The organism is Pseudoalteromonas sp. BSi20480 (assembly GCF_000241365.1).
In the GTDB taxonomy this organism is placed as follows: domain Bacteria; phylum Pseudomonadota; class Gammaproteobacteria; order Enterobacterales; family Alteromonadaceae; genus Pseudoalteromonas; species Pseudoalteromonas marina.
The window spans coordinates 41,382-61,059 of sequence record NZ_BADX01000143.1; the positions used below are offsets into that span (position 1 = coordinate 41,382).

General features: G+C 40.2%; 9 protein-coding genes and 1 pseudogene. 8 read left to right on the forward strand and 2 right to left on the reverse strand.

Translation table 11 applies throughout. The annotated features are described in order from the left end of the window. Positions 1-149: 149 nt before the first annotated feature. Both P20480_RS04850 and topA read left to right on the forward strand, forming a co-directional pair. Positions 150-3,500 (forward strand): autotransporter outer membrane beta-barrel domain-containing protein, encoded by a 3,351-nt coding sequence (locus P20480_RS04850; RefSeq protein WP_008131537.1) that lies wholly within the window; start codon positions 150-152, stop codon positions 3,498-3,500. Between the two features lie 244 nt (positions 3,501-3,744). After that, positions 3,745-6,453: a type I DNA topoisomerase gene (topA, locus tag P20480_RS04845; protein ID WP_008131540.1), complete on the forward strand. Its 2,709-nt coding sequence runs from the start codon at positions 3,745-3,747 to the stop codon at positions 6,451-6,453. 171 nt (positions 6,454-6,624) lie between these two features. Here the strand turns inward: topA and P20480_RS04840 are convergent, their stop codons facing one another. After that, positions 6,625-6,867 carry a hypothetical protein gene (locus P20480_RS04840; protein WP_008131541.1) on the reverse strand — a complete coding sequence of 81 codons (243 nt, stop codon included), beginning with the start codon at positions 6,865-6,867 and terminating at the stop codon, positions 6,625-6,627. A 229-nt stretch (positions 6,868-7,096) separates the two neighbouring features. Here P20480_RS04840 and P20480_RS04835 point away from each other — a divergent pair, with 229 nt between their 5' ends. Further along, positions 7,097-7,651: a TIGR00645 family protein gene (locus P20480_RS04835; RefSeq protein ID WP_008131543.1), complete on the forward strand. Its 555-nt coding sequence runs from the start codon at positions 7,097-7,099 to the stop codon at positions 7,649-7,651. 68 nt (positions 7,652-7,719) lie between these two features. Here P20480_RS04835 and P20480_RS04830 read toward each other — a convergent pair whose 3' ends face one another. Then, positions 7,720-9,342 (reverse strand): alpha-glucosidase family protein, encoded by a 1,623-nt coding sequence (locus P20480_RS04830; protein ID WP_008131545.1) that lies wholly within the window; start codon positions 9,340-9,342, stop codon positions 7,720-7,722. Positions 9,343-9,980: 638 nt separating this feature from the next. On the opposite strand from P20480_RS04830, the gene P20480_RS04825 reads away from it, so the two are divergent. The 5 genes and pseudogenes from P20480_RS04825 (at position 9,981) to P20480_RS04810 (ending at position 19,671) form a co-directional block, all read left to right on the forward strand. Beyond that, positions 9,981-12,767 carry a TonB-dependent receptor gene (locus P20480_RS04825; protein ID WP_008131547.1) on the forward strand — a complete coding sequence of 929 codons (2,787 nt, stop codon included), beginning with the start codon at positions 9,981-9,983 and terminating at the stop codon, positions 12,765-12,767. A 115-nt stretch (positions 12,768-12,882) separates the two neighbouring features. Next, the gene (locus tag P20480_RS04820) at positions 12,883-14,376 is read left to right on the forward strand and encodes a tryptophan halogenase family protein (protein WP_008131549.1); all 1,494 of its coding nucleotides are present in this window, start codon (positions 12,883-12,885) and stop codon (positions 14,374-14,376) included. Then, positions 14,376-16,231 (forward strand): annotated as a pseudogene (locus P20480_RS18560) (glycoside hydrolase family 13 protein). Before P20480_RS04820 ends, P20480_RS18560 begins: the two are co-directional and overlap by 1 nt. Positions 16,232-16,319: 88 nt before the next feature. Continuing rightward, positions 16,320-18,179, forward strand: a complete 1,860-nt coding sequence (locus P20480_RS04815) for an alpha-amylase family glycosyl hydrolase (protein WP_008131557.1) — start codon at positions 16,320-16,322, stop codon at positions 18,177-18,179. Continuing rightward, complete coding sequence (locus P20480_RS04810) at positions 18,172-19,671, forward strand: MFS transporter (protein WP_008131559.1); 1,500 nt, start codon at positions 18,172-18,174, stop codon at positions 19,669-19,671. The genes P20480_RS04815 and P20480_RS04810 overlap by 8 nt, the downstream gene beginning before the upstream one ends. Positions 19,672-19,678: the final 7 nt, after the last annotated feature.

The window sequence follows — 19,678 nt, forward strand, 5'->3', positions numbered from 1 at the left end:
AAGAAATTATTTACTACAGAAAAAATTAGTATTTACACGAAATATTTTTGTACAAAAAAGTAATAAAAAACTGTGATTTTAGACTAAGTTATAGGTTAATATGAGGTAAACAACATATTGTTAATAATAACAACGCTAGGGAGAGGTTCATGCCTTTAATGCGACTACTCGGCATTTTATTGCTCAGTTTATTACTCACAGCCTGTGGTGGCGGTGGATCAATTGAAAAAAGCGGTACAGTTGGTGACACTGATACGGACACAGATACAACAACTTACACGTTAACGCTACAAGGGTACTCTCAAGCAGACGCAACTAAATCAAATAGCGTGACGAATACTGCGGCATTAGATTTACGTGCAACCCTAAAAGACAATGATGGCGCTGTTGTTGCTGGTAAACGCATTACCTTTACGTTGGCTGACGATATAGGGGTTTTAAACCCTGATTCAGCCCTGACACAAAACGATGGCATAGCAACAATCGAGTTAAGTGCAGGCTCTGAGGCAGGCGCTGGTGAAGTTACTGCCACCTACAATGGCGATGATGAAACGTATACAGCCACGTTTGCATTTCAATCAACAGGTGGCCAAGGTGACGACACGGGTGTGAGTGGCTCAACAACTTTAGAAGTCCAAATTGTTGACCAAAATGGTGATAAATTTAACAGTGCTAACCCTGTAACTGCGGATAACGTTGGTGTTGTTGTTGCTACACTTAAATCAGATGGTGTTGCTGTTGCGGATAAACTCATTTCTTTTAATACCAATTTTACGGGCGTTATAACGCCAGAGCTTGGCACGGCAATTACTGATGATTCAGGCGAAGCTCGCGTCACATTGGGCAGTGGTGTTGCAACGGGTGCTGGCCAAGTTGTAGCAAGTTACGCTCCAGCAAGTGGTACGAGCGTTAGCAACACGGCTGTCTTTTACTCATCGGGTGATGGTGCAGCGCAAGATGAAGCGCAATTTTCGGTATCTATTAAACTACTAACAGGCTGTAATGCTGATTGGGATGATAACCGAAGCAATGTTAAATTAGACCCTTTATCTGCAGCATCTGGTTGTACTGTGACCAACAGTATTTCATCTTCTGAATTGGGTGAGCTATTTGTAGAAGTCACTAATGAACAAAGTGGCGAAGGCAGTAAAAACGCACTCGTAAATATTGAAACTAATTTAGGTACAATTTTACCTTCATCGGGCACTGCTTTAACTGATAACTTTGGTATTGCATTATTGAAGCTGCAACCGGGCAATACTGGTGGCGCAGGAACCGTTACAGCAACGGCTCTCGATGAAAGTGCATCTTTAAACTTTGCAGTGGGTATTGCAAATTTAACGCTTAGCGTTGATAACGGCTTGAACACCAATGATGACGGTAGTGTAATACCACTTAAAGCAGGTGGTAGTACTGTAATTGAAGTAACGCTTACAGACGAAGATGGTAATTTATACTTAACGGCTACTGACGTTGAATTTAGCTCTACCTGTGCGATTGCTGGTGAGTCAGTCATTGATGACAGCGTAAAATCGTCAAATGGTATTGCAACAGCAACTTACAGAGCAACAGGGTGTAACATTGACGATGATGTAACTATTACTGTTGAAACAGGCGGACAAAACTTTACTGAATCAACGGTTATACCCGTGGAAAGTTCTGCAGTACAGTCTATTCAATTTGTGGATGTAAGCGAAACATTTATTGCGCTTCCACCAGGCGAAGGTGGCCTTCCAACTCAATCAATCGTTACTTTTAAACTTTTAGATGCTGACAATATAGCGTCTTCTCAGCAACGAATAGACTTTAAACTAACAGATTCGGTAGGCGCTGCAAATTTAACGCTTACCAGTGGCAACACAGATAACGAAGGTTTGGTACAAACGACAGTAACGTCAGGTATTGTGCCTGGGCCTTTAGTTGTGAAAGCGTGTTATGTGTCTAAAGACGATGTTAAAGCACTTCCAGAGGGTGATGATTTAACGTGTTGGGTTGATGACTTCCAATTGTGCCAAACTGATCCTAGCAATGAAATTTGCCCAGAGGGTACATTAAACCTGATCCCACTTTCTGAGCAAATTAGTTCTGTTTCTGCTCAGCTTACACTTGCCTCGGGTGTAACTGACCAAAACAGCTTTGATTTAAGCCCAACAACATTTAACACTAACTCGCTTTACTACAACGGTATCATAACCGATTTAACTGTATTTTTTGGTGACCAGTTTAATAATTACAACGGTGACGGTGTTGAAGCCACAGTGCTTTCAGAAGCCGGTGTGGTTGGTTCTTCAAGCAACGAAGAAACATGTAAAACAACCGATGCAACCTGTGTTGTTACATGGCGCTCTCAAGGTGACCGCCCATTTGAAGATTACAAATGGGGCAACAGAATAGGCGATATCGACGGTAATGCGTCTACAACTGAGGGTATCAATCCTAAAACAGGCCAAATTAACTGTGACCCTTACTTTGGCGCAGCTGCACCGTGTATTAATGGTATTACCCGCGCTAAAAATGACGAAAATGGCGTAGTAATGGGCGGGCGCGTAAGTGTGCTTGCAGTTACTAAAGGTCAAGAGAATTTTGTTGATGAGCAATCAACTGATGATATAAAGCGTACGAATGGTTTATTTGATATTGGCGAGTACTACGCTAGCTACGATTTACCTGAAGCCTTTATTGATCACAACGAAAATAACAGCTTTGATAAAGCGGATTGTAGTGATGCACGCGGCGATGATTACGACCCTGTATCAGATGCGTGTTCAGAGTTAAACTCACGTGGTGGCCATAACGAAACGTGGCGTGACTTAGACAACGACGGTATCTACGATGCGGCTGACGGCCTATACAATGGTTTATTATGTAGCGAAGCTGCAAATGCTGCAGGCGAATGTTCACGAGAGTTGGTTGAGGTTCGTAAAAACATAGAGCTAGTTATGTCAGGCGATGAACCATATGTGCGTTTCTCTGTGGTTAAAACGGATGCATTACCAGCACCATTTGAAGTATTTGTTCCTGCGGATTGTTCAAGCTCAGTATCTGGTAACAGAACTTTTGTAGAGTTAGAAGAGTCCGATGTAACTGAACGTTGTGATGTTGCTGCAATAGACCTTTCTGTCAACAATGTTGAAATCGCTAACCCAGATTTCGATCCTAATGACCCTGATGAAACAGACCCTGAAACACTTACCGTGGACATTGGTTTAACATCAATGGCTGTTCGTATTCACTACACAGATGAATTTGGTAATCCATTACCTGCAAACACGGTAGTGTCTTTAACAACGAGCAATGGCGATCTGTCAATTATTAGTCACAGTGAAACAATACCTAATACCAACACAGATAAACCGATGTACTCAGATGTATTAATTTCACGAGAGACTGATGGTAACGACCAAACAAGTGGGGTTTTAAGTATTACTTTTGAATTTGAAAACCAACTAGGGGCCAGTAAAACGGTCTCGACAGGCATCACAATTTTCGATGATGTTTAAGTTATCGTAAAAAATGCCAACCTTTAGGTTGGCATTTTTCTTTGTGTTCTATATATTCCACAGCAATTATTCTAAAAACACCAGTTTGTCTAAATTAGCAACAAAAATTGTTCGTTTATTCAGTAAATACTGAAAAGTTTGTATTAAAAGCTTGTAACAACTAGTGTTTGTAGATATACCTATAAATATTCGCACCGCTAATGCGGTAAACACATTTTCAATATTTGGTTAGAAATAGGCAACTATGGGCAAATCGCTAGTAATTGTAGAGTCACCTGCTAAGGCTAAAACAATTAATAAATACTTAGGTAATGACTTTATCGTAAAGTCCAGTATTGGACATGTACGAGACTTACCTACCTCAGGTTCGAGCAAAGCAAAAGTGCCGGCAACTAAAACGCCAGCAGAAGTGCGTAAAATGCCACCGGATGAGAAAGCAGCTTATAAACAGCAACGAGATTACACAAACTTGGTTGCACGTATGGGGATTGATCCTGAAAAAGGCTGGCAGCCTCATTACGAAATCCTACCGGGTAAAGAAAAGGTTGTTCAAGAATTACAAAAGCTGGCCGAAAAAGCAGACCAAATATACCTCGCAACGGATTTGGATAGAGAAGGGGAAGCAATTGCTTGGCACCTTCAAGAAATCATCGGTGGCGAACCAGAAAAATACAAACGCGTTGTTTTTAACGAAATTACTAAAAATGCCATTCAGCAAGCGTTTGAAACACCGGGTGAGCTAAATACTGACATGGTATTTGCTCAGCAAACTCGTCGCTTTTTAGACCGTGTTGTGGGCTTTATGGTATCGCCGCTTCTATGGGCAAAAGTAGCGCGTGGTTTATCTGCAGGGCGAGTACAGTCAGTTGCAGTACGATTACTCGTAGAGCGTGAGCGTGAAATAAAAGCGTTTATTCCAGAAGAGTTCTGGGATATTCATGCAGATGTTAAAAATAGCGAGTCTGACCTGCGTTTAGAAGTCACTAAACAAGCAGACAAGCCATTTAAACCTGTAAATGAAGCACAGATCAAAGAGGCGGTAAAAAGCCTTGAGAGTGCAGAATATAAAGTTGTTAATGTTGAAGAAAAACCGAGTAAAAGTCGCCCAAGTGCACCTTTAATCACATCAACAATGCAGCAAGCTGCCAGTACACGTTTAGGTTATGGTGTTAAAAAGACCATGATGCTAGCGCAGCGATTGTACGAAGGTGGTTATATTACTTATATGCGTACTGATTCAACAAACTTATCGAAAGATGCTGTTGAGATGTGTCGTGAATACGTTACAGAGCAGTTTGGCTCAAAATATCTGCCAAAAGAACCAATTAACTACAGCTCTAAAGGTAATGCACAGGAGGCACACGAAGCGATTCGTCCTTCTAGCGTTACTGTGCTGTCTGGACACCTTGAAGGTGTAGATGCCGATGCTAAAAAGCTTTACGAATTGATATGGCGTCAATTTGTAGCGTGCCAAATGGTACCTGCAGAGTACGATTTAACAACCTTAACTGTTGCGGCTAACGATTTTCAGCTTAAGGCAAAAGGGCGTGTGCTTCGTTTTGATGGTTGGACCAAAGTGCAACCAGCTGTTCGTAAGAAGAACGAAGAAGATCAATCACTCCCAGCTGTTGCAGTGGGCGAAACACTGACACTTGTTGAACTTGATCCTAAACAGCACTTCACTAAGCCACCAGCGCGTTTTAGTGAGGCAAGTTTAGTAAAAGAGTTAGAAAAACGAGGAATAGGTCGTCCATCTACTTATGCTTCTATCATTTCTACAATTCAAGATCGTGGCTATGTGCGGGTAGAAAATCGTCGTTTCTTTGCTGAAAAAATGGGTGAAATTGTAACCGATCGTCTGGTTGAAAACTTTACCGATTTAATGAACTTTGATTTCACAGCAAAAATGGAAGGTCGTTTAGATGATATAGCAGAAGGTGAGCGTGTATGGACGCAAGTACTTGATAAGTTTTACGCTGATTTTTCAACCCAATTAACCATTGCAAAAGACGAACCAGAACAAGGTGGCATGCGTCTTAATGAAATGGTTGAAACTGATATAGAGTGTCCTACCTGTAGCCGTAAAATGGGTATTCGCACGGCATCAACGGGTGTTTTCTTAGGGTGTACAGGTTATAACTTACCGCCTAAAGAACGTTGTACTACTACTATGAATTTAGTGTCGGGCGATGAAGCGGTTGCCGCTGATGTTGAAGACGAAGAAACAGAAAAATTAATGCAAATGAAGCGCTGTCCCGTTTGTGAAACAGCGATGGATTCGTATTTAATCGATGAGACCCGCAAGTTACATGTATGTGGTAACAACCCAGCGTGTAAAGGGCATATTGTTGAGCAAGGCACGTTTAAGATTAAAGGCTACGACGGTCCAATTATTGAGTGTGATAAATGCGGCTCAGACATGGAACTTAAGTCTGGACGTTTTGGTAAGTACTTTGGCTGTAATAACGAAGAGTGTAAAAATACACGTAAGTTACTAAAAAATGGTGAAGCTGCTCCGCCTAAAGAAGATCCAGTTCATATTCCTGAATTAGAATGTGAAAAATCAGAAGCCTATTTTGTATTACGAGATGGTGCTGCAGGTATATTTTTAGCTGCAAATACATTCCCTAAATCGCGTGAAACTCGAGCTCCTAAGGTTGAAGAGTTAAAACGATTTAGAGATCGTATATCCCCTAAATTCTACTATTTAGCGGACGCACCAGCTCAAGATCCAGATGGTAATCTTGCTGTTGTGCGCTATAGTCGTAAAAACAAAGCGCAGTACGTTATGACTGAGATAGACGGCAAAGCAACTGGTTGGACTGCTCATTATGAAGCAGGTGAGTGGGTAGAAGAAGCCAAGAAAAAAGCAGCACCTAAAAAGAAAGCTGCTGCTAAAAAAGCCCCTGCTAAAGCAAAACCTAAAGCAAAAGCAAAAAAAGATGAAAAGTAACTAAAGCGCGTTTTTAACACCTTATAGTTACAAAAAACCGGAATGCACAGCATGTGTCTATTCCGGTTTTTTTATGCTTGGTAATTGTGCTCGCAACGGCTTTTTGGCTGTTCAATTAGCTAAGCATAGCTAGCCTTAAAAGCAGGCTTAAAGCATACCTTTGAGTCAGGGTTAGATTTTTACAGAAGTTACTTTTTGATAGCCTTCTGATTCAAGCTCATCATTTACGCAATTTAAAACATACGCGTAAAGGTCTTCATTCATTACATCGTCGTCTTTGGCCCAGTTAACGCACATCTCAGTGTACTCTTTTACCATTTGTGCTGATGCTACTGGTGTGTTGTCTGCTACTGAGTATGTTGCATATACTGCAAATAGTGACGCTGTAAGTGATGCAAGTAATGCTTTTTTCATTCGTTTATTCCTAAAAAATGGTTTTATAGCGGTGATTGTCGCTATTAAACAAACATGTCCAAGCAGAACGCTTCTGTTGGTATGCTGAATTTAATCGAATTTTAAATAAAAGATAACGAAATATATTTATCGTAAAGATAAGTTTATTTATGAGCCGTTTTTTTATAATTATTTGTATAACCTTAATTAATACGTTACTGTCGCCTTTTTTTAATTCATAGAATAATAAATGACACCTAACACTCCCGTTACACCCAAAAAAAACATTCAATCAACCAATAAAGTAGAGCATGCATTGGAGTCGTTTATTTTTAAAGGACGTTGGTTGTTAGCGCCTTTTTTTGTTGGCCTTTTGTTTGCTGTAATTTTGTTATTAATAAAGTTTTTTAAACAACTTTATTTAATGGGGATCGCTACTTTTACCGCATCAAACCAAGATTTACTAGTAGGCATATTGACGCTGGTTGATACAGCGTTACTTGCAGGCTTATTATTGATTATTATATTTAGTGGATACGAAAACTTTGTGTCTAAACTAGGTATAGATAATCATGAAGATAAGCCATCTTGGATGGGTAAAGTGGGGTTTTCAGGGCTAAAAATGAAGCTTATCAGCGCAATCGTTGCAATATCGGCTGTTGAACTATTAAAAGTGTTTATAAATTCAGAGGCGCATTCAAACGACGAGCTTCTATGGAAAGTAATAATCCACGTTACTTTTGTGATGTCTGGAGTGTTGTTTGCATTTACCGATTACCTCAATAGCAAAACCCATAACCATTAAATTTACCTACAAAAAAAGCCCATGTTATTACATGGGCTTTTTTGTAACTAATTAGCGGTTAGTATCAATTAGCATTTTGCGTAATAGCATGCAAACGGCGCTAATAGTAATTCCTCGTTCGCTACATGGCCTTTGTGGTGGCTAAGCTCACTAAACTCTGTTAATACCTCAGTTGGCATTGATAGCGATGCTTCAGTGCCACTTAAATTAAAAACACACAACATTTTTTCATTTTCGAACGTTCTGTAAAAAGCAAGTACAGGCTCATGTGTGTTAATAAATTCAATATCGCCTTCAAGTAGCACGGTTTTTGTTTTTCGCCACGCCATAAATTCACGATAAGCATTTAAAATAGAACCATGATCATGTGTTTGCTGTTTTACTGATTGCTGCTTATGCTGCTCGTCTACAGGCAGCCATGGCTTAGTGTCACTAAAGCCTGCATGGTGTAAATCGGCATTATCCCATGGCATCGGCGTTCTACAGCCATCACGGCCTTTAAAGTTTGGCCAAAAGGTTATTCCATACGGGTCTTGCAAATCCTCAAAGGCTACGTTTGCTTCCCCTAGGCCTAATTCTTCACCCTGGTACATACATACGCTACCGCGCAAGGATGCGAGTAGGGCGGTGAGCATTTTACATTGCTGTGAATTAACTTCGCCATTTTGACTCCAACGGCTTGCTACACGTTCAACGTCGTGATTGCTAAACGCCCAACAAGGCCAGCCTTCTGTCATTCCTTTTTCAAGGGTTTGCACGGTTGTTCTTATATACTCACTTGAATAATCGTTAGTCAAAAGCTCAAAGCTATAACCCATATGCAGCTTATCACCGCCTTGTGTGTACTCTGCCATAGTGGCTAAAGAGTCCTCTGACGAAATTTCACCTAGTGATACAGTGCCTGGGTATTTATTAAGTAACGCACGAATATCTTGCATAAACTCAATATTTTCAGGTTGGGTATTATTGTAGTAGTGGTATTGAAATGCGTAAGGGTTGTCTTCACTGAAACCACGGCCTTGGCGTTTTTCTTTTGGTTTTGCAGGGTTATCACGAAGCTGCGCATCATGATAACAAAAGTTAATGGCATCGAGTCTAAAACCATCAACGCCTTTTTTAAGCCAAAACTCAACGTTATCCAGCACTGCTTTTCTAACATCTGGGTTATGAAAATTTAAATCGGGTTGTTCAGTTAAAAAGTTATGAAGGTAGTATTGCCCTCTACGTGGTTCCCACTGCCATGCACCGCCGCCAAAAATTGATAACCAGTTATTTGGTGCAGTGCCGTCTTCTTTAGAGTCAGCCCACACATACCAGTCGGCTTTGTCGTTACTTTGGTTTTCTCGGCTGTCTAAAAACCATTGATGTTGATCTGACGTATGGCTTAACACCTGGTCGATAATAATTTTAATATCGCGGTCGTGTGCTTGTTCAATAAGCTCGTCGAAGTCGTTTAAATTGCCAAATAAAGGGTCAATATCACGGTAGTCACTAATATCGTAACCAAAATCTTTCATAGGAGATTTAAAAAATGGCGAAATCCAAATAGCATCAACACCTAAGCTCTTAATATAATCAATACGATTAATTATTCCTCTTAAATCACCAATACCGTCGTTGTTGCTATCTTGAAAGCTACGCGGGTAAACTTGATAAATAACCGCACCTTTATACCACTGCTTTTGGGCCATGCTTTTCTCCGTCATTCAAAACAGTTTTTTAAATTCTTATATGTGATTATGGTAAATCACGTTATTTGCAAAAAGCATACGTGAAGGCCGAGATACTGTAAAAAGACTGCATACGTATGCACAAAAATAAGCCTGTTTGAGTGACTTCAAAAAGCGTTGCCATTAAATTGAATCTGTTTACCAATTGCATGTAATTAAAAAGTAACACGGCATAGCACCTCGCAAGTGCATATTTTAGCTGGGTTGCACTATAATAGTGATTGCATGTAATGGTCTTACCAATTTCACATTGATATTTATTAGTTAAATTTAGCCAATAATGCATAGATCTAATTTATTTCTTAATAATTACAAGCTGTTAAAGCAGGTTTAAATCATTAGGCTATTTTGCATAGTTGTAATATTCGGATAAAATTGGTTGCACCAATAAATATCATTTAAAACAGTGTGTTACTAAGTTTTGTGTGAAGTTTATGTTAATTTATGTTTGTTTTATAAGGCTTGAATACGTATGCATAAACTTGTTAATAAAATAAACCAAGCGTTAATATCCATCCTGACAACAAAATAAGCTCGCCTCGGTTTACTATCACTAAACAATTGAGCGGGTATCACAATATGGGTAACGGGAAAACATCATGTCTATGTTCAAACCAAGTATATTAACTCTGGCGTTAGCTGCTGCTGGCATCACTAGTTTTGCAGCAACTGCAGCGGAAGAAAAACAACTAAAAAATGATGACGTAGAAGTTATCGAAGTTAAAGGTTTTCGTGGCAGTATTGTAGAATCAATCAACACTAAACGTTTTTCACCAGAAGTCGTTGAGTCTATCTCTGCAGAAGATATCGGTAAGTTACCTGATTCGTCGATTGCTGAGTCTATCGCTCGTCTACCTGGCTTAACAGCACAGCGCCTAGACGGTCGTGCAAGCCGAGTGAGTGTACGTGGCTTTAGCGAAAACGAAAGTGCCACTACATTTAATGGCCGTGAGCAAGTATCAATTGGTGATAACCGTGGCGTTGAGTTCGACCTTTACCCATCTGAAATAATGAGCGGCGTAACTGTTTATAAAACACCAAGTGCGAGTATCGAAGCTGAAGGCATCGCCGGTGTTATCGACATGCAAACCGTTAAACCTTTAAGTAAAGGTGAACGTGTAATCATGTTTAATGGTCAACTTGAGCAAACTGGTTTTGGTAAGCTTAATCCAGACGGTGATGATCAAGGTTACCGTGGTACGGTCTCATACATTGACCAATTCGCAGATGACACCATTGGTGTTGCGTTTGCTCTAAACACAATGAGTTCACCAAACCAAGAAAAGCGTTGGAACTCATGGGGTTACCCAGAGTTTACTACTGAAGATGGTCAATCATATTCTATTTTAGGTGGTGCTAAACCATACGTACGTTCTTCAACGCTTGAGCGTGACTCAGCAATGCTTGTATTAGAAGCTGCACCGACTGATAAATTAAATATGACGTTTGATGCGCTTTATATCGACTTTTCAGATGAACAAATTTTGCGCGGTATCGAAATTCCATTTGCATGGGGTCAAGGTTCAATTAGCTCAGATTCAACAACAGTTGATGCTGAAACTGGATTTATCACAAGTGCTGTGACTGAAGGTCAGCGTGTTGTTGTTCGTAACGACCATCAAGAACGAAAAGCTGAATTAACGCAGTTTGGTTTTAATGCAAAATACGATATTAACGACAGTTGGAGCACAGAGTTTGATATTAGCCGCTCTGAGGTTGAACGTCAGCTATGGAGCATTGAAAGTTATTCAGGCACAGGTCGAGGTGATGCTAATGGTGTTGCTGACAACATTGGTTATATGCTTGATGGTGGTAATACAGGTGCACAATTTTCTCATGAACTAGATTACAGTGACTATAACCTAATTCAATTAGGTGGCCCGTTATCGTGGGGTGGAAGTAAAGCCCTTAATGACAAATATGGTTTAACTGACACACCATTTCAAAATACAGCACAAGATGGTTTCATCAATGCGCCAGAAGTGAATGATGAACTAACCACGTTAAAACTTGCTGCAACTAAAATTCTAGACAACGAATACGTTAATGCTGTTAAATTTGGTATGTCTTATCGTGACCGTGAAAAATCAAAGTTATCTGAAGGTTATTTTTTAACACTTAAAGATTTTTCTCTATCAAACCCAGGTATGGTTTCGGTTCCAGAGCAGTACCGTTTAGGTTCAGCTAGCTTAGACTTCATTGGTATGGGCGATATGATTGCCTACGATACTCGTGCCTTAATAAACGATGGTTACTATGATTTACTTCAAGAAAGCCTTACAGACCAAAAACATAAAACACAGTCGTGGACAGTCCAAGAAAAAGTAACTGCCTTCTTTGTTCAAGCTGACATTAACGCAGAAATTGGAGCAATTCCGGTAACAGGTAATGTGGGCGTTCGCTATGTTAAAACTGAACAGTCTTCACAAGGTTCAGCTGCTAACACAGTAGACGGTCTCGTAGTTGTTACACCAACAGACGTAAGTCACGACTACAGCCACGTTTTACCAAGCATTAACTTGTCGTTTGCAATCGACGAAGAACAAACGTTACGTTTTGGTGCGGCTAAAACTATTTCGCGCGCATTATTAAACGATATGAATGCGTCAATCAATGCATCATACGGGCAACAACCAGATGATAATGGTAACTTTTGGAGTATTTCAGGTGGTAACCCTAAACTAGAGCCAAAAGAAGCGACAGGCTTTGATATCAGCTACGAAAATTACTTTAATGCAGAAGGTTACTTCTCTGCTGCGGTTTTCTATAAAGATATCAACCAGTGGATATTTGATGGTACATACGCAGTCGATATGTCTGGCGTAGCTAATCCTGCAACGGGTGAAATACCAGCAACTTCTTCAGGTACTGGTAATGGTAAAGTAAATGGCGGCGGCGGTGACCTATGGGGTTACGAGCTTTCTCTTGCGCTACCGTTTAACGTATTTCATTCTTCACTTGATGGCTTTGGTTTAATTGCAAGCCATACGGGAATTGAACAAGACGTTGAAGATCAAAATGGGAATGAGTATGAACTTGTTGGCCTATCTGACCAAATTGATAGCTTGACTGTTTACTACGAGCGTAATGGCTTCCAAGCGCGTACAAGTATGCGTAAACGTAGTGACTTTAAAGGTAATGTAAATGGATTAGGCCTTGCTGCAACTCAAGTTGACATTAAAGGTGAAACAATTTGGGATGCACAATTGGGCTTTGATTTTGGCGAAGCAGGTGTTGATAGCTTAGATGGCTTAAATGTAACCTTCCAAGTACAAAATATTACTGAAGAACCGTTTACCACTTTAAGTGGCGATAACGCGCTGCAAGTACGTGACTACCAAGATTATGGTCGTACGTTCTTATTGGGCTTTAGTTACAAGCTATAATAAACGTTGTGTGTAGAAGCCCTTGTAATTTATTTTACAAGGGCTTTTTTATAGCTACTTTATCTAAATTTTATCAAACTTAACAAAGCTTTGGCTTGTAGAAGTGGGCAATACTATGAAACCAATAAAAAACGTTGTTATTGCGGGTGGTGGGACCGCTGGTTGGATAGCCGCAGCGCTACTTAATAAAGTGTTAGGTAAAGTAATTAACATCACCCTTATAGAATCCAGCAGTATTGGTACTATTGGCGTTGGTGAAGCGACCATTCCGCCTATTATTCACCTCAACAATGCGTTAGGTATTAATGAACAAGACTTTATAAATGCTACTAATGCCTCTATAAAGCTTGGCATTGAGTTCGAAAACTGGAAAACACCATCACATAGTTACATGCATGCGTTTGGCTCGTTTGGTAAAGACTTTCCGTTTTGTGACTTTTATAACTTTTGGGTAAAAGGGCAAATTAGTGGTAGTGAGGATTCTTTATGGGATTTTTCACTTAATTACCAAGCAGCTAAAAAGCACAAGTTTGCACCACTAAGCGCTATTCCTAATACACAGCTACCTGGGATAAGTTACGCTTTTCATTTTGATGCGACCTTATATGCTGAGTACCTTAAAAAACTGGCATTATCACGCGGTGTAAAACACATCGATGCAAAAATAGAGCGTGTTACTCAGTGCCCAAATACAGGCCAAATTAACAGTCTAACGCTTGATAATAATAGCCAAATAGAGGGGGATTTATTTATAGATTGTACGGGGCAACGTGCACTTTTAATTGAGCAAACGCTTAATACAGGCTTTGTTGATTGGTCGCATTATTTACCATGCGATAGCGCCGTAGCAGTGCAATCAACAGGAGGTGACGAATTAAGGCCTTATACGCGTTCTATTGCACATAACGCAGGCTGGCAGTGGCAAATACCGTTGCAAAATAGAACAGGAAACGGGCTTGTTTACTGCAGTCGATATTTATCTGACGAGGGCGCGACTGCACTTTTACTTAATAACTTACCGGGTGAACCTACAACAGATCCTCGCTTAATAAAATTTAAAACTGGGCGACGCTTAAAGCAATGGCATAAAAATGTGGTAGCAGTGGGGCTTTCAAGTGGGTTCTTAGAGCCGCTTGAGTCTACCAGTATTCATTTAATTCAAAGTGCGGTTATACGTTTAATTAAGTTATTTCCTCATAATGGCATTAGTGATGCGCTTGTTACTGAATTTAATAAGCAAAGTGTTACTGAAATAGAACATATTCGCGACTTCATTATTTTGCATTACAAATTAACCGAACGAGAAGACTCGCCATTTTGGCGCCAATGTAAGCAAATGGATATACCTCAATCGCTAGCTCATAAAATTGATTTATTTAGGCAAACAGGCAAGGTAGTGCGCGAAAACGACGAGCTATTTGCAGAAGTGGCTTGGCAGCAGGTGTGTATTGGACAAGGTCTTATTCCCGAGGATTATAACAACATCGTTGACTCACTCAGTAGTGAACAACTAAACGATTTATTCTCAACACTAAAAACGCTTATTACCTCAACGGTAGATCAATTACCCACTCATAAAGATTTTTTAGCAAAAATTAAAAAGGCCTGATGATGCAACTTTTAAAAAAGCTTTTACTTGTAAGTGCCTGTACTTTACCAACCATTAGCTACGCACTTGACGTTGAGCCAGCTAATTGGTGGGTTGGCATGAACAAAAACACGATTACCATCATGGTTCATGAGCAAAACATTGCAAACGGGCAAATTAAATTAGCTAAATACAACGGCGTTAAGTTAAATAAAGTAACCCGTACCGATAATCCAAATTATGTATTTTTAAATATTACCATTACCGACGCCGCTAAAGCCGGAACGCTTAAGTTTAATAGCAGCGAAACGAGCAATAACTTTGAGTTTCCACTTCTTGAACGAGATAAAAACAGCGCTCAGCGTAAAGGGTTTACATCAGCTGATACGCTTTATTTAATTAACCCCGATCGATTTGCTAATGGTGATAAAGAAAACGATACCGTCCCAAGCATGTTAGAAGCAGCAAGCCCGAGTATAAAAGGTGGGCGCCACGGTGGTGATATTCAAGGCGTTATAAACGCGCTTCCCTATTTAAATGACTTAGGCGTAACACAGCTTTGGCTAACGCCTGTGCTTGAAAACAACATGCCTAATTATTCTTATCATGGATATGCAATTACAGACTTTTATAAGGTTGACCCACGAATGGGCTCAAACCAGTTATACAAAACGTTATCTGTAAAAGCAAAAGAGCAGGGTATAGGCCTTGTAATGGATATGGTTCTTAACCATTTTGGCTCTGAGCATACTTGGGTTAAAGATAAGCCAACTAAAGATTGGATTAACTTTAATGGTGAGTTTAATAAAGGCAAGAATGCCACCAGCCATGCGCGCCAAACCATACAAGACCCACACGCCAGTGAGTACGATAAACGCCAGTTTAACGATGGCTGGTTTGTCGAAACCATGCCTGATTTAAATCAGCGCCAACCACTGTTAAGTGAATACTTAATTAAAATGCGATTTGGTGGATAGAATACGCCGATTTAAGCGGCATACGCGTTGATACCTACTCTTACTCAGATAAAGCATTTTTGAGTGATTGGACAAAAGCCATAATGCAAGAGTATCCAGACTTTAATATTGTTGGAGAAGAGTGGACGTCTAACCCTGCTATTGCTTCTTACTGGCAACGTGGCAAGCATAATCAAGATGGGTATACATCAAGCTTACCAAGCGTGATGGACTTTTCGTTGCAAGAGTCGGTAATTCAAGCGCTAAATGAAGATGAAAGCTGGAACACGGGTTGGGTTAAAGTATATGAATCGTTAGCTAATGACTTTTTATACCCTGATACAAATAACATTATGGTGTTTGCCGATAACCATGATATGAGCCGTGTTTACACTGAGCTAGGTCAAGATGTAGCCAAAACAAAAATGGCGATGACCTTGTTTTTAACCACACGTGGCATACCGCAAATGTATTACGGTACGGAAGTACTATTAGATAACACCCCAAGTAAAGACCATGGCGATATTAGAATTGACTTTCCTGGAGGGTTTGATGGGCAAACACGTAACGCCTTTACCAAAGAGGGCTTAACAAAACAGCAAAAAGAGATGCATAACACCATCAGTACGCTGCTTAACTTTAGAAAAAACAGCTCAGCACTAGATAAAGGTAAACTTGTACACTTTACGCCTCAACAAGGGGTTTATAGTTATGCACGTATTGGCGATGAGCAAACTGTGTTGGTATTTATGAATAAAAACACAGAGGCACTACAAAAAAATATTGAGTATATGCAAGAGGTAATGCCTAGCAGCATAACAGCATTTAATTTATTTACTCAAAAAACACAAAAGCTTGGCAAAACTGTTCAATTACCAGCTATGAGCGCAACTGTATTAGTTATCAATAAGCCACAATAGTGACCTGAATACGTATGCAGCAACTGTATGGTTGCTGCAGTAATCTTTAGTATAAAGTTATTAACAATACTGACAAAAAAGACACACAATGAAAAAATCAGTTTATATACCCGCAGTGCTGTGTAGTGCACTTATTGCTACAGGGTGTTCAGAAAATAATAAACCTGAACAACAGCAAACACCTGCACATACGCAAAATGAGCTTACCAAGCCAGTTGTGTATCAAGTTTTTACCCGTTTGTTTGGTAATACCGAGACAGCTAATGTGCCATGGGGCACGAAAGAGCAAAACGGTGTAGGTAAATTTGCCGACTTTAACGACGCAGCCCTAAAAGGCATTAAAGAGCTAGGTACCACGCACGTTTGGTACACCGGTGTGTTACACCACGCGTTAGTGGGCGATTATACCGACTACAGCATTTCAAAAGATGACCCTGATGTAATAAAAGGTCGCGCAGGCTCACCGTACGCAATTAAAGATTACTACGATGTTAACCCCGATTTAGCTGTTAATGTAACAAACCGCATGGGAGAGTTTACCCAGCTTATTGAACGTACACATAGCCATGGCATGAAAGTCATTATTGATATAGTGCCTAACCATGTGGCACGTAATTATGAATCGCTAGGTAAGCCTAAAGGTGTTAAAGACTTTGGTGAGCAAGATGACACCAGCAAAGAGTACGATAAAAATAATAATTTTTACTATGTACCAGGAAAATCTTTTCAAGTACCTACAGATGTAAATTACCAAGTCCTAGGTGGCAATGCTCATCCACTTGCGGACGGCTTTTTTGATGAAAACCCAGCAAAATGGACCGGTAATGGTGCACGAGCGCCAAAACCTGACATAAACGATTGGTACGAAACCGTAAAAGTGAATTACGGTGTTAAACCAGACGGCAGTTACGACTTTCCAACACTACCAAAAAACATAGAAACGAAAGATTACCGTGTTCATTATGCGTTTTGGCAGGATAAAGAACTCCCTAATAGCTGGTATAAATTTAGAGATATTGCATTGTTTTGGCTCGACAAAGGGGTTGATGGCTTTAGGTATGATATGGCTGAGATGGTACCTGTCGAATTTTGGAGTTTTTTGAATTCATCAATAAAAATGCAAAAGCCAGATGCCTTTTTACTGGCTGAAGTTTACAACCCAAAAATGTATCGCTCCTATATTCATCAAGGAAAAATGGATTTTCTTTACGACAAAGTGGGCTTTTACGATACGTTAAAGGCCATTATGCAAAGCAAGCAGTCAGCAAACACTATTTTTGATGCGCATAAAACTGTTGCAGACATAGAGCAACACATGTTGCACTTTTTAGAAAATCACGACGAGCAACGTATCGCTAGTCCAGACTTTGCAGGAAATGCAGTTTGGGGTAAACCGGCTATGGTGGTTTCTAACTTAATTAGTCGAGCACCAAGCTTATTATACTTTGGCCAAGATGTTGGTGAGGATGGATCTGAAAATGCCGGCTTTGGATCGCCTACTCGCACCAGTATTTTCGATTACATAGGCGTTCCCGCTCATCAAGCATGGATGAATAACGGTAAGTTTGATGGCGCAAAACTCACTAACGAACAAGCTGCTTTGCGTGAGTACTATAAAGCAATTATGGCTTTAAATAGCTTACCTGCTGTTGTAGGCGGCGATATGCAAAAACTTAACCTGACAGGTAGCGATCGTATTGTTGGCTTTAGTCGAACGCTAGGGCAGCAAACGATTTTGGTACTAAGTAACTTCAGTGAGCAAACACAGAGTATCTCCGTTGATTTATCTCAGGAGCAAGTAACAAAACTGGGAGGAAGCTCACTAATTGTTGATTTACTTGAGCAACACCAAGTGGAACTTAAAACACACTCACAAGGCGCCACATTTAACCTGACACTTGATGCATTTAGCAGCGCAGTATTAACAAATAAGGCTAATAATGAATAATCAAAATAATAATACCGATAAGCCAAATTTAAGTTTTTGGCAAATATGGAACATGTGCTTTGGCTTTTTAGGCATACAGTTTGGTTTTGCTCTGCAAAACGGCAATGTAAGCCGAATATTTCAAACATTAGGCGCACAAGTTGATGATATTCCTATTTTATGGGTTGCAGCTCCGCTTACAGGTTTAATTGTTCAGCCTATTATAGGTTACTGGAGCGATAAAACGTGGGGGCGCTTTGGCCGTCGTCGTCCGTTTTTCTTTGTGGGCGCTGTGTTAACAACACTTTCGTTGTTTATTATGCCGCACTCGCCAACACTTTGGATTGCTGCTGGTATGTTGTGGATTATGGATGCCTCAATCAACGTGACAATGGAACCGTTTAGAGCGCTTGTTGGCGATAACCTGCCAGAAAAACAACGCGCGACAGGTTACGGTTTACAAAGCTTTTTTATTGGTATTGGTGCGGTGTTAGCCTCGGCGCTACCATGGATGATGACCAACTGGTTTGATGTCAGTAATACTGCAGCGGCTGGGCAAATTCCCGAGTCGGTTAAATATTCATTTTACTGGGGTGGAGTAGTTTTATTAGTTGCTGTTTTATGGACTGTGGCACGCACGAAGGAATATAGCCCAGAACAACTTGCTGAATTTGAACAGCAAACAGCAAAATCTACGACTGCAATTATTGCTGATATTAACTTTAATAAAGGTGCCATTATTTTTGTGGTATTGGGTTTAGCAACTCTTGCATTAGTCATGGGCTTATCCCTTGAAAAAGAGCTTTACCTATTAGCCGGTGGATTATTGGCATTTGGTATTGTTCAGTGGATAGCAGCGGCACTTAAAAGTGCGAATAAAACCCAAGGTGGTTTTTATCAAGTAGTACAAGATGTATTTACTATGCCAGAGGCCATGAAGCAGCTTGCTTGGGTGCAGTTTTTTAGCTGGTTTACTTTATTTGCTATGTGGATTTATACAACTTCCGCGGTAACAAGTTTTCACTATGGCAGTAGCGATGCAACCTCTAAAGCATTTAACGATGGTGCAGACTGGGTGGGTATTTTATTTGCAGCCTACAATGGCTTTGCCGCAATTGCAGCTATGTGTATTCCGTTTTTAGTAAAGAAAATGGGTTTAAAAGGCGCACATTGTTTTAATTTATTGCTAGGCGCGTTAGGCCTTGCAAGCTTTATGTTTATACAAGACCCTAAAATGTTACTTATACCTATGATAGGCGTAGGGTTTGCGTGGGCGTCTATTTTATCGCTGCCTTATGCCATGTTAAGTAACGCCTTACCAAGTAATAAAATGGGCGTTTATATGGGTATTTTTAACTTCTTTATTGTTATACCGCAATTACTTGCAGCTAGCATTTTAGGGCTTATTTTACGCCATCTATTTTCTAACCAGCCTATTTACGCCCTATTAATTGGTGCAGCCTCATTTGTGGTTGCCGCTGTAGCCGTAATGCGCGTTAAAAATTCTAATTAAGGACACA

Excerpts from the sequence above, each read along its gene's own strand:
- P20480_RS04850 (WP_008131537.1), top strand. The coding sequence starts at position 150 with ATGCCTTTAATGCGACTACTCGGCATTTTATTGCTCAGTTTATTACTC.
- topA (WP_008131540.1), top strand. The coding sequence starts at position 3,745 with ATGGGCAAATCGCTAGTAATTGTAGAGTCACCTGCTAAGGCTAAAACA.
- P20480_RS04840 (WP_008131541.1), bottom strand. The coding sequence starts at position 6,867 with ATGAAAAAAGCATTACTTGCATCACTTACAGCGTCACTATTTGCAGTA.
- P20480_RS04835 (WP_008131543.1), top strand. The coding sequence starts at position 7,097 with ATGACACCTAACACTCCCGTTACACCCAAAAAAAACATTCAATCAACC.
- P20480_RS04830 (WP_008131545.1), bottom strand. The coding sequence starts at position 9,342 with ATGGCCCAAAAGCAGTGGTATAAAGGTGCGGTTATTTATCAAGTTTAC.
- P20480_RS04825 (WP_008131547.1), top strand. The coding sequence starts at position 9,981 with ATGTCTATGTTCAAACCAAGTATATTAACTCTGGCGTTAGCTGCTGCT.
- P20480_RS04820 (WP_008131549.1), top strand. The coding sequence starts at position 12,883 with ATGAAACCAATAAAAAACGTTGTTATTGCGGGTGGTGGGACCGCTGGT.
- P20480_RS04815 (WP_008131557.1), top strand. The coding sequence starts at position 16,320 with ATGAAAAAATCAGTTTATATACCCGCAGTGCTGTGTAGTGCACTTATT.
- P20480_RS04810 (WP_008131559.1), top strand. The coding sequence starts at position 18,172 with ATGAATAATCAAAATAATAATACCGATAAGCCAAATTTAAGTTTTTGG.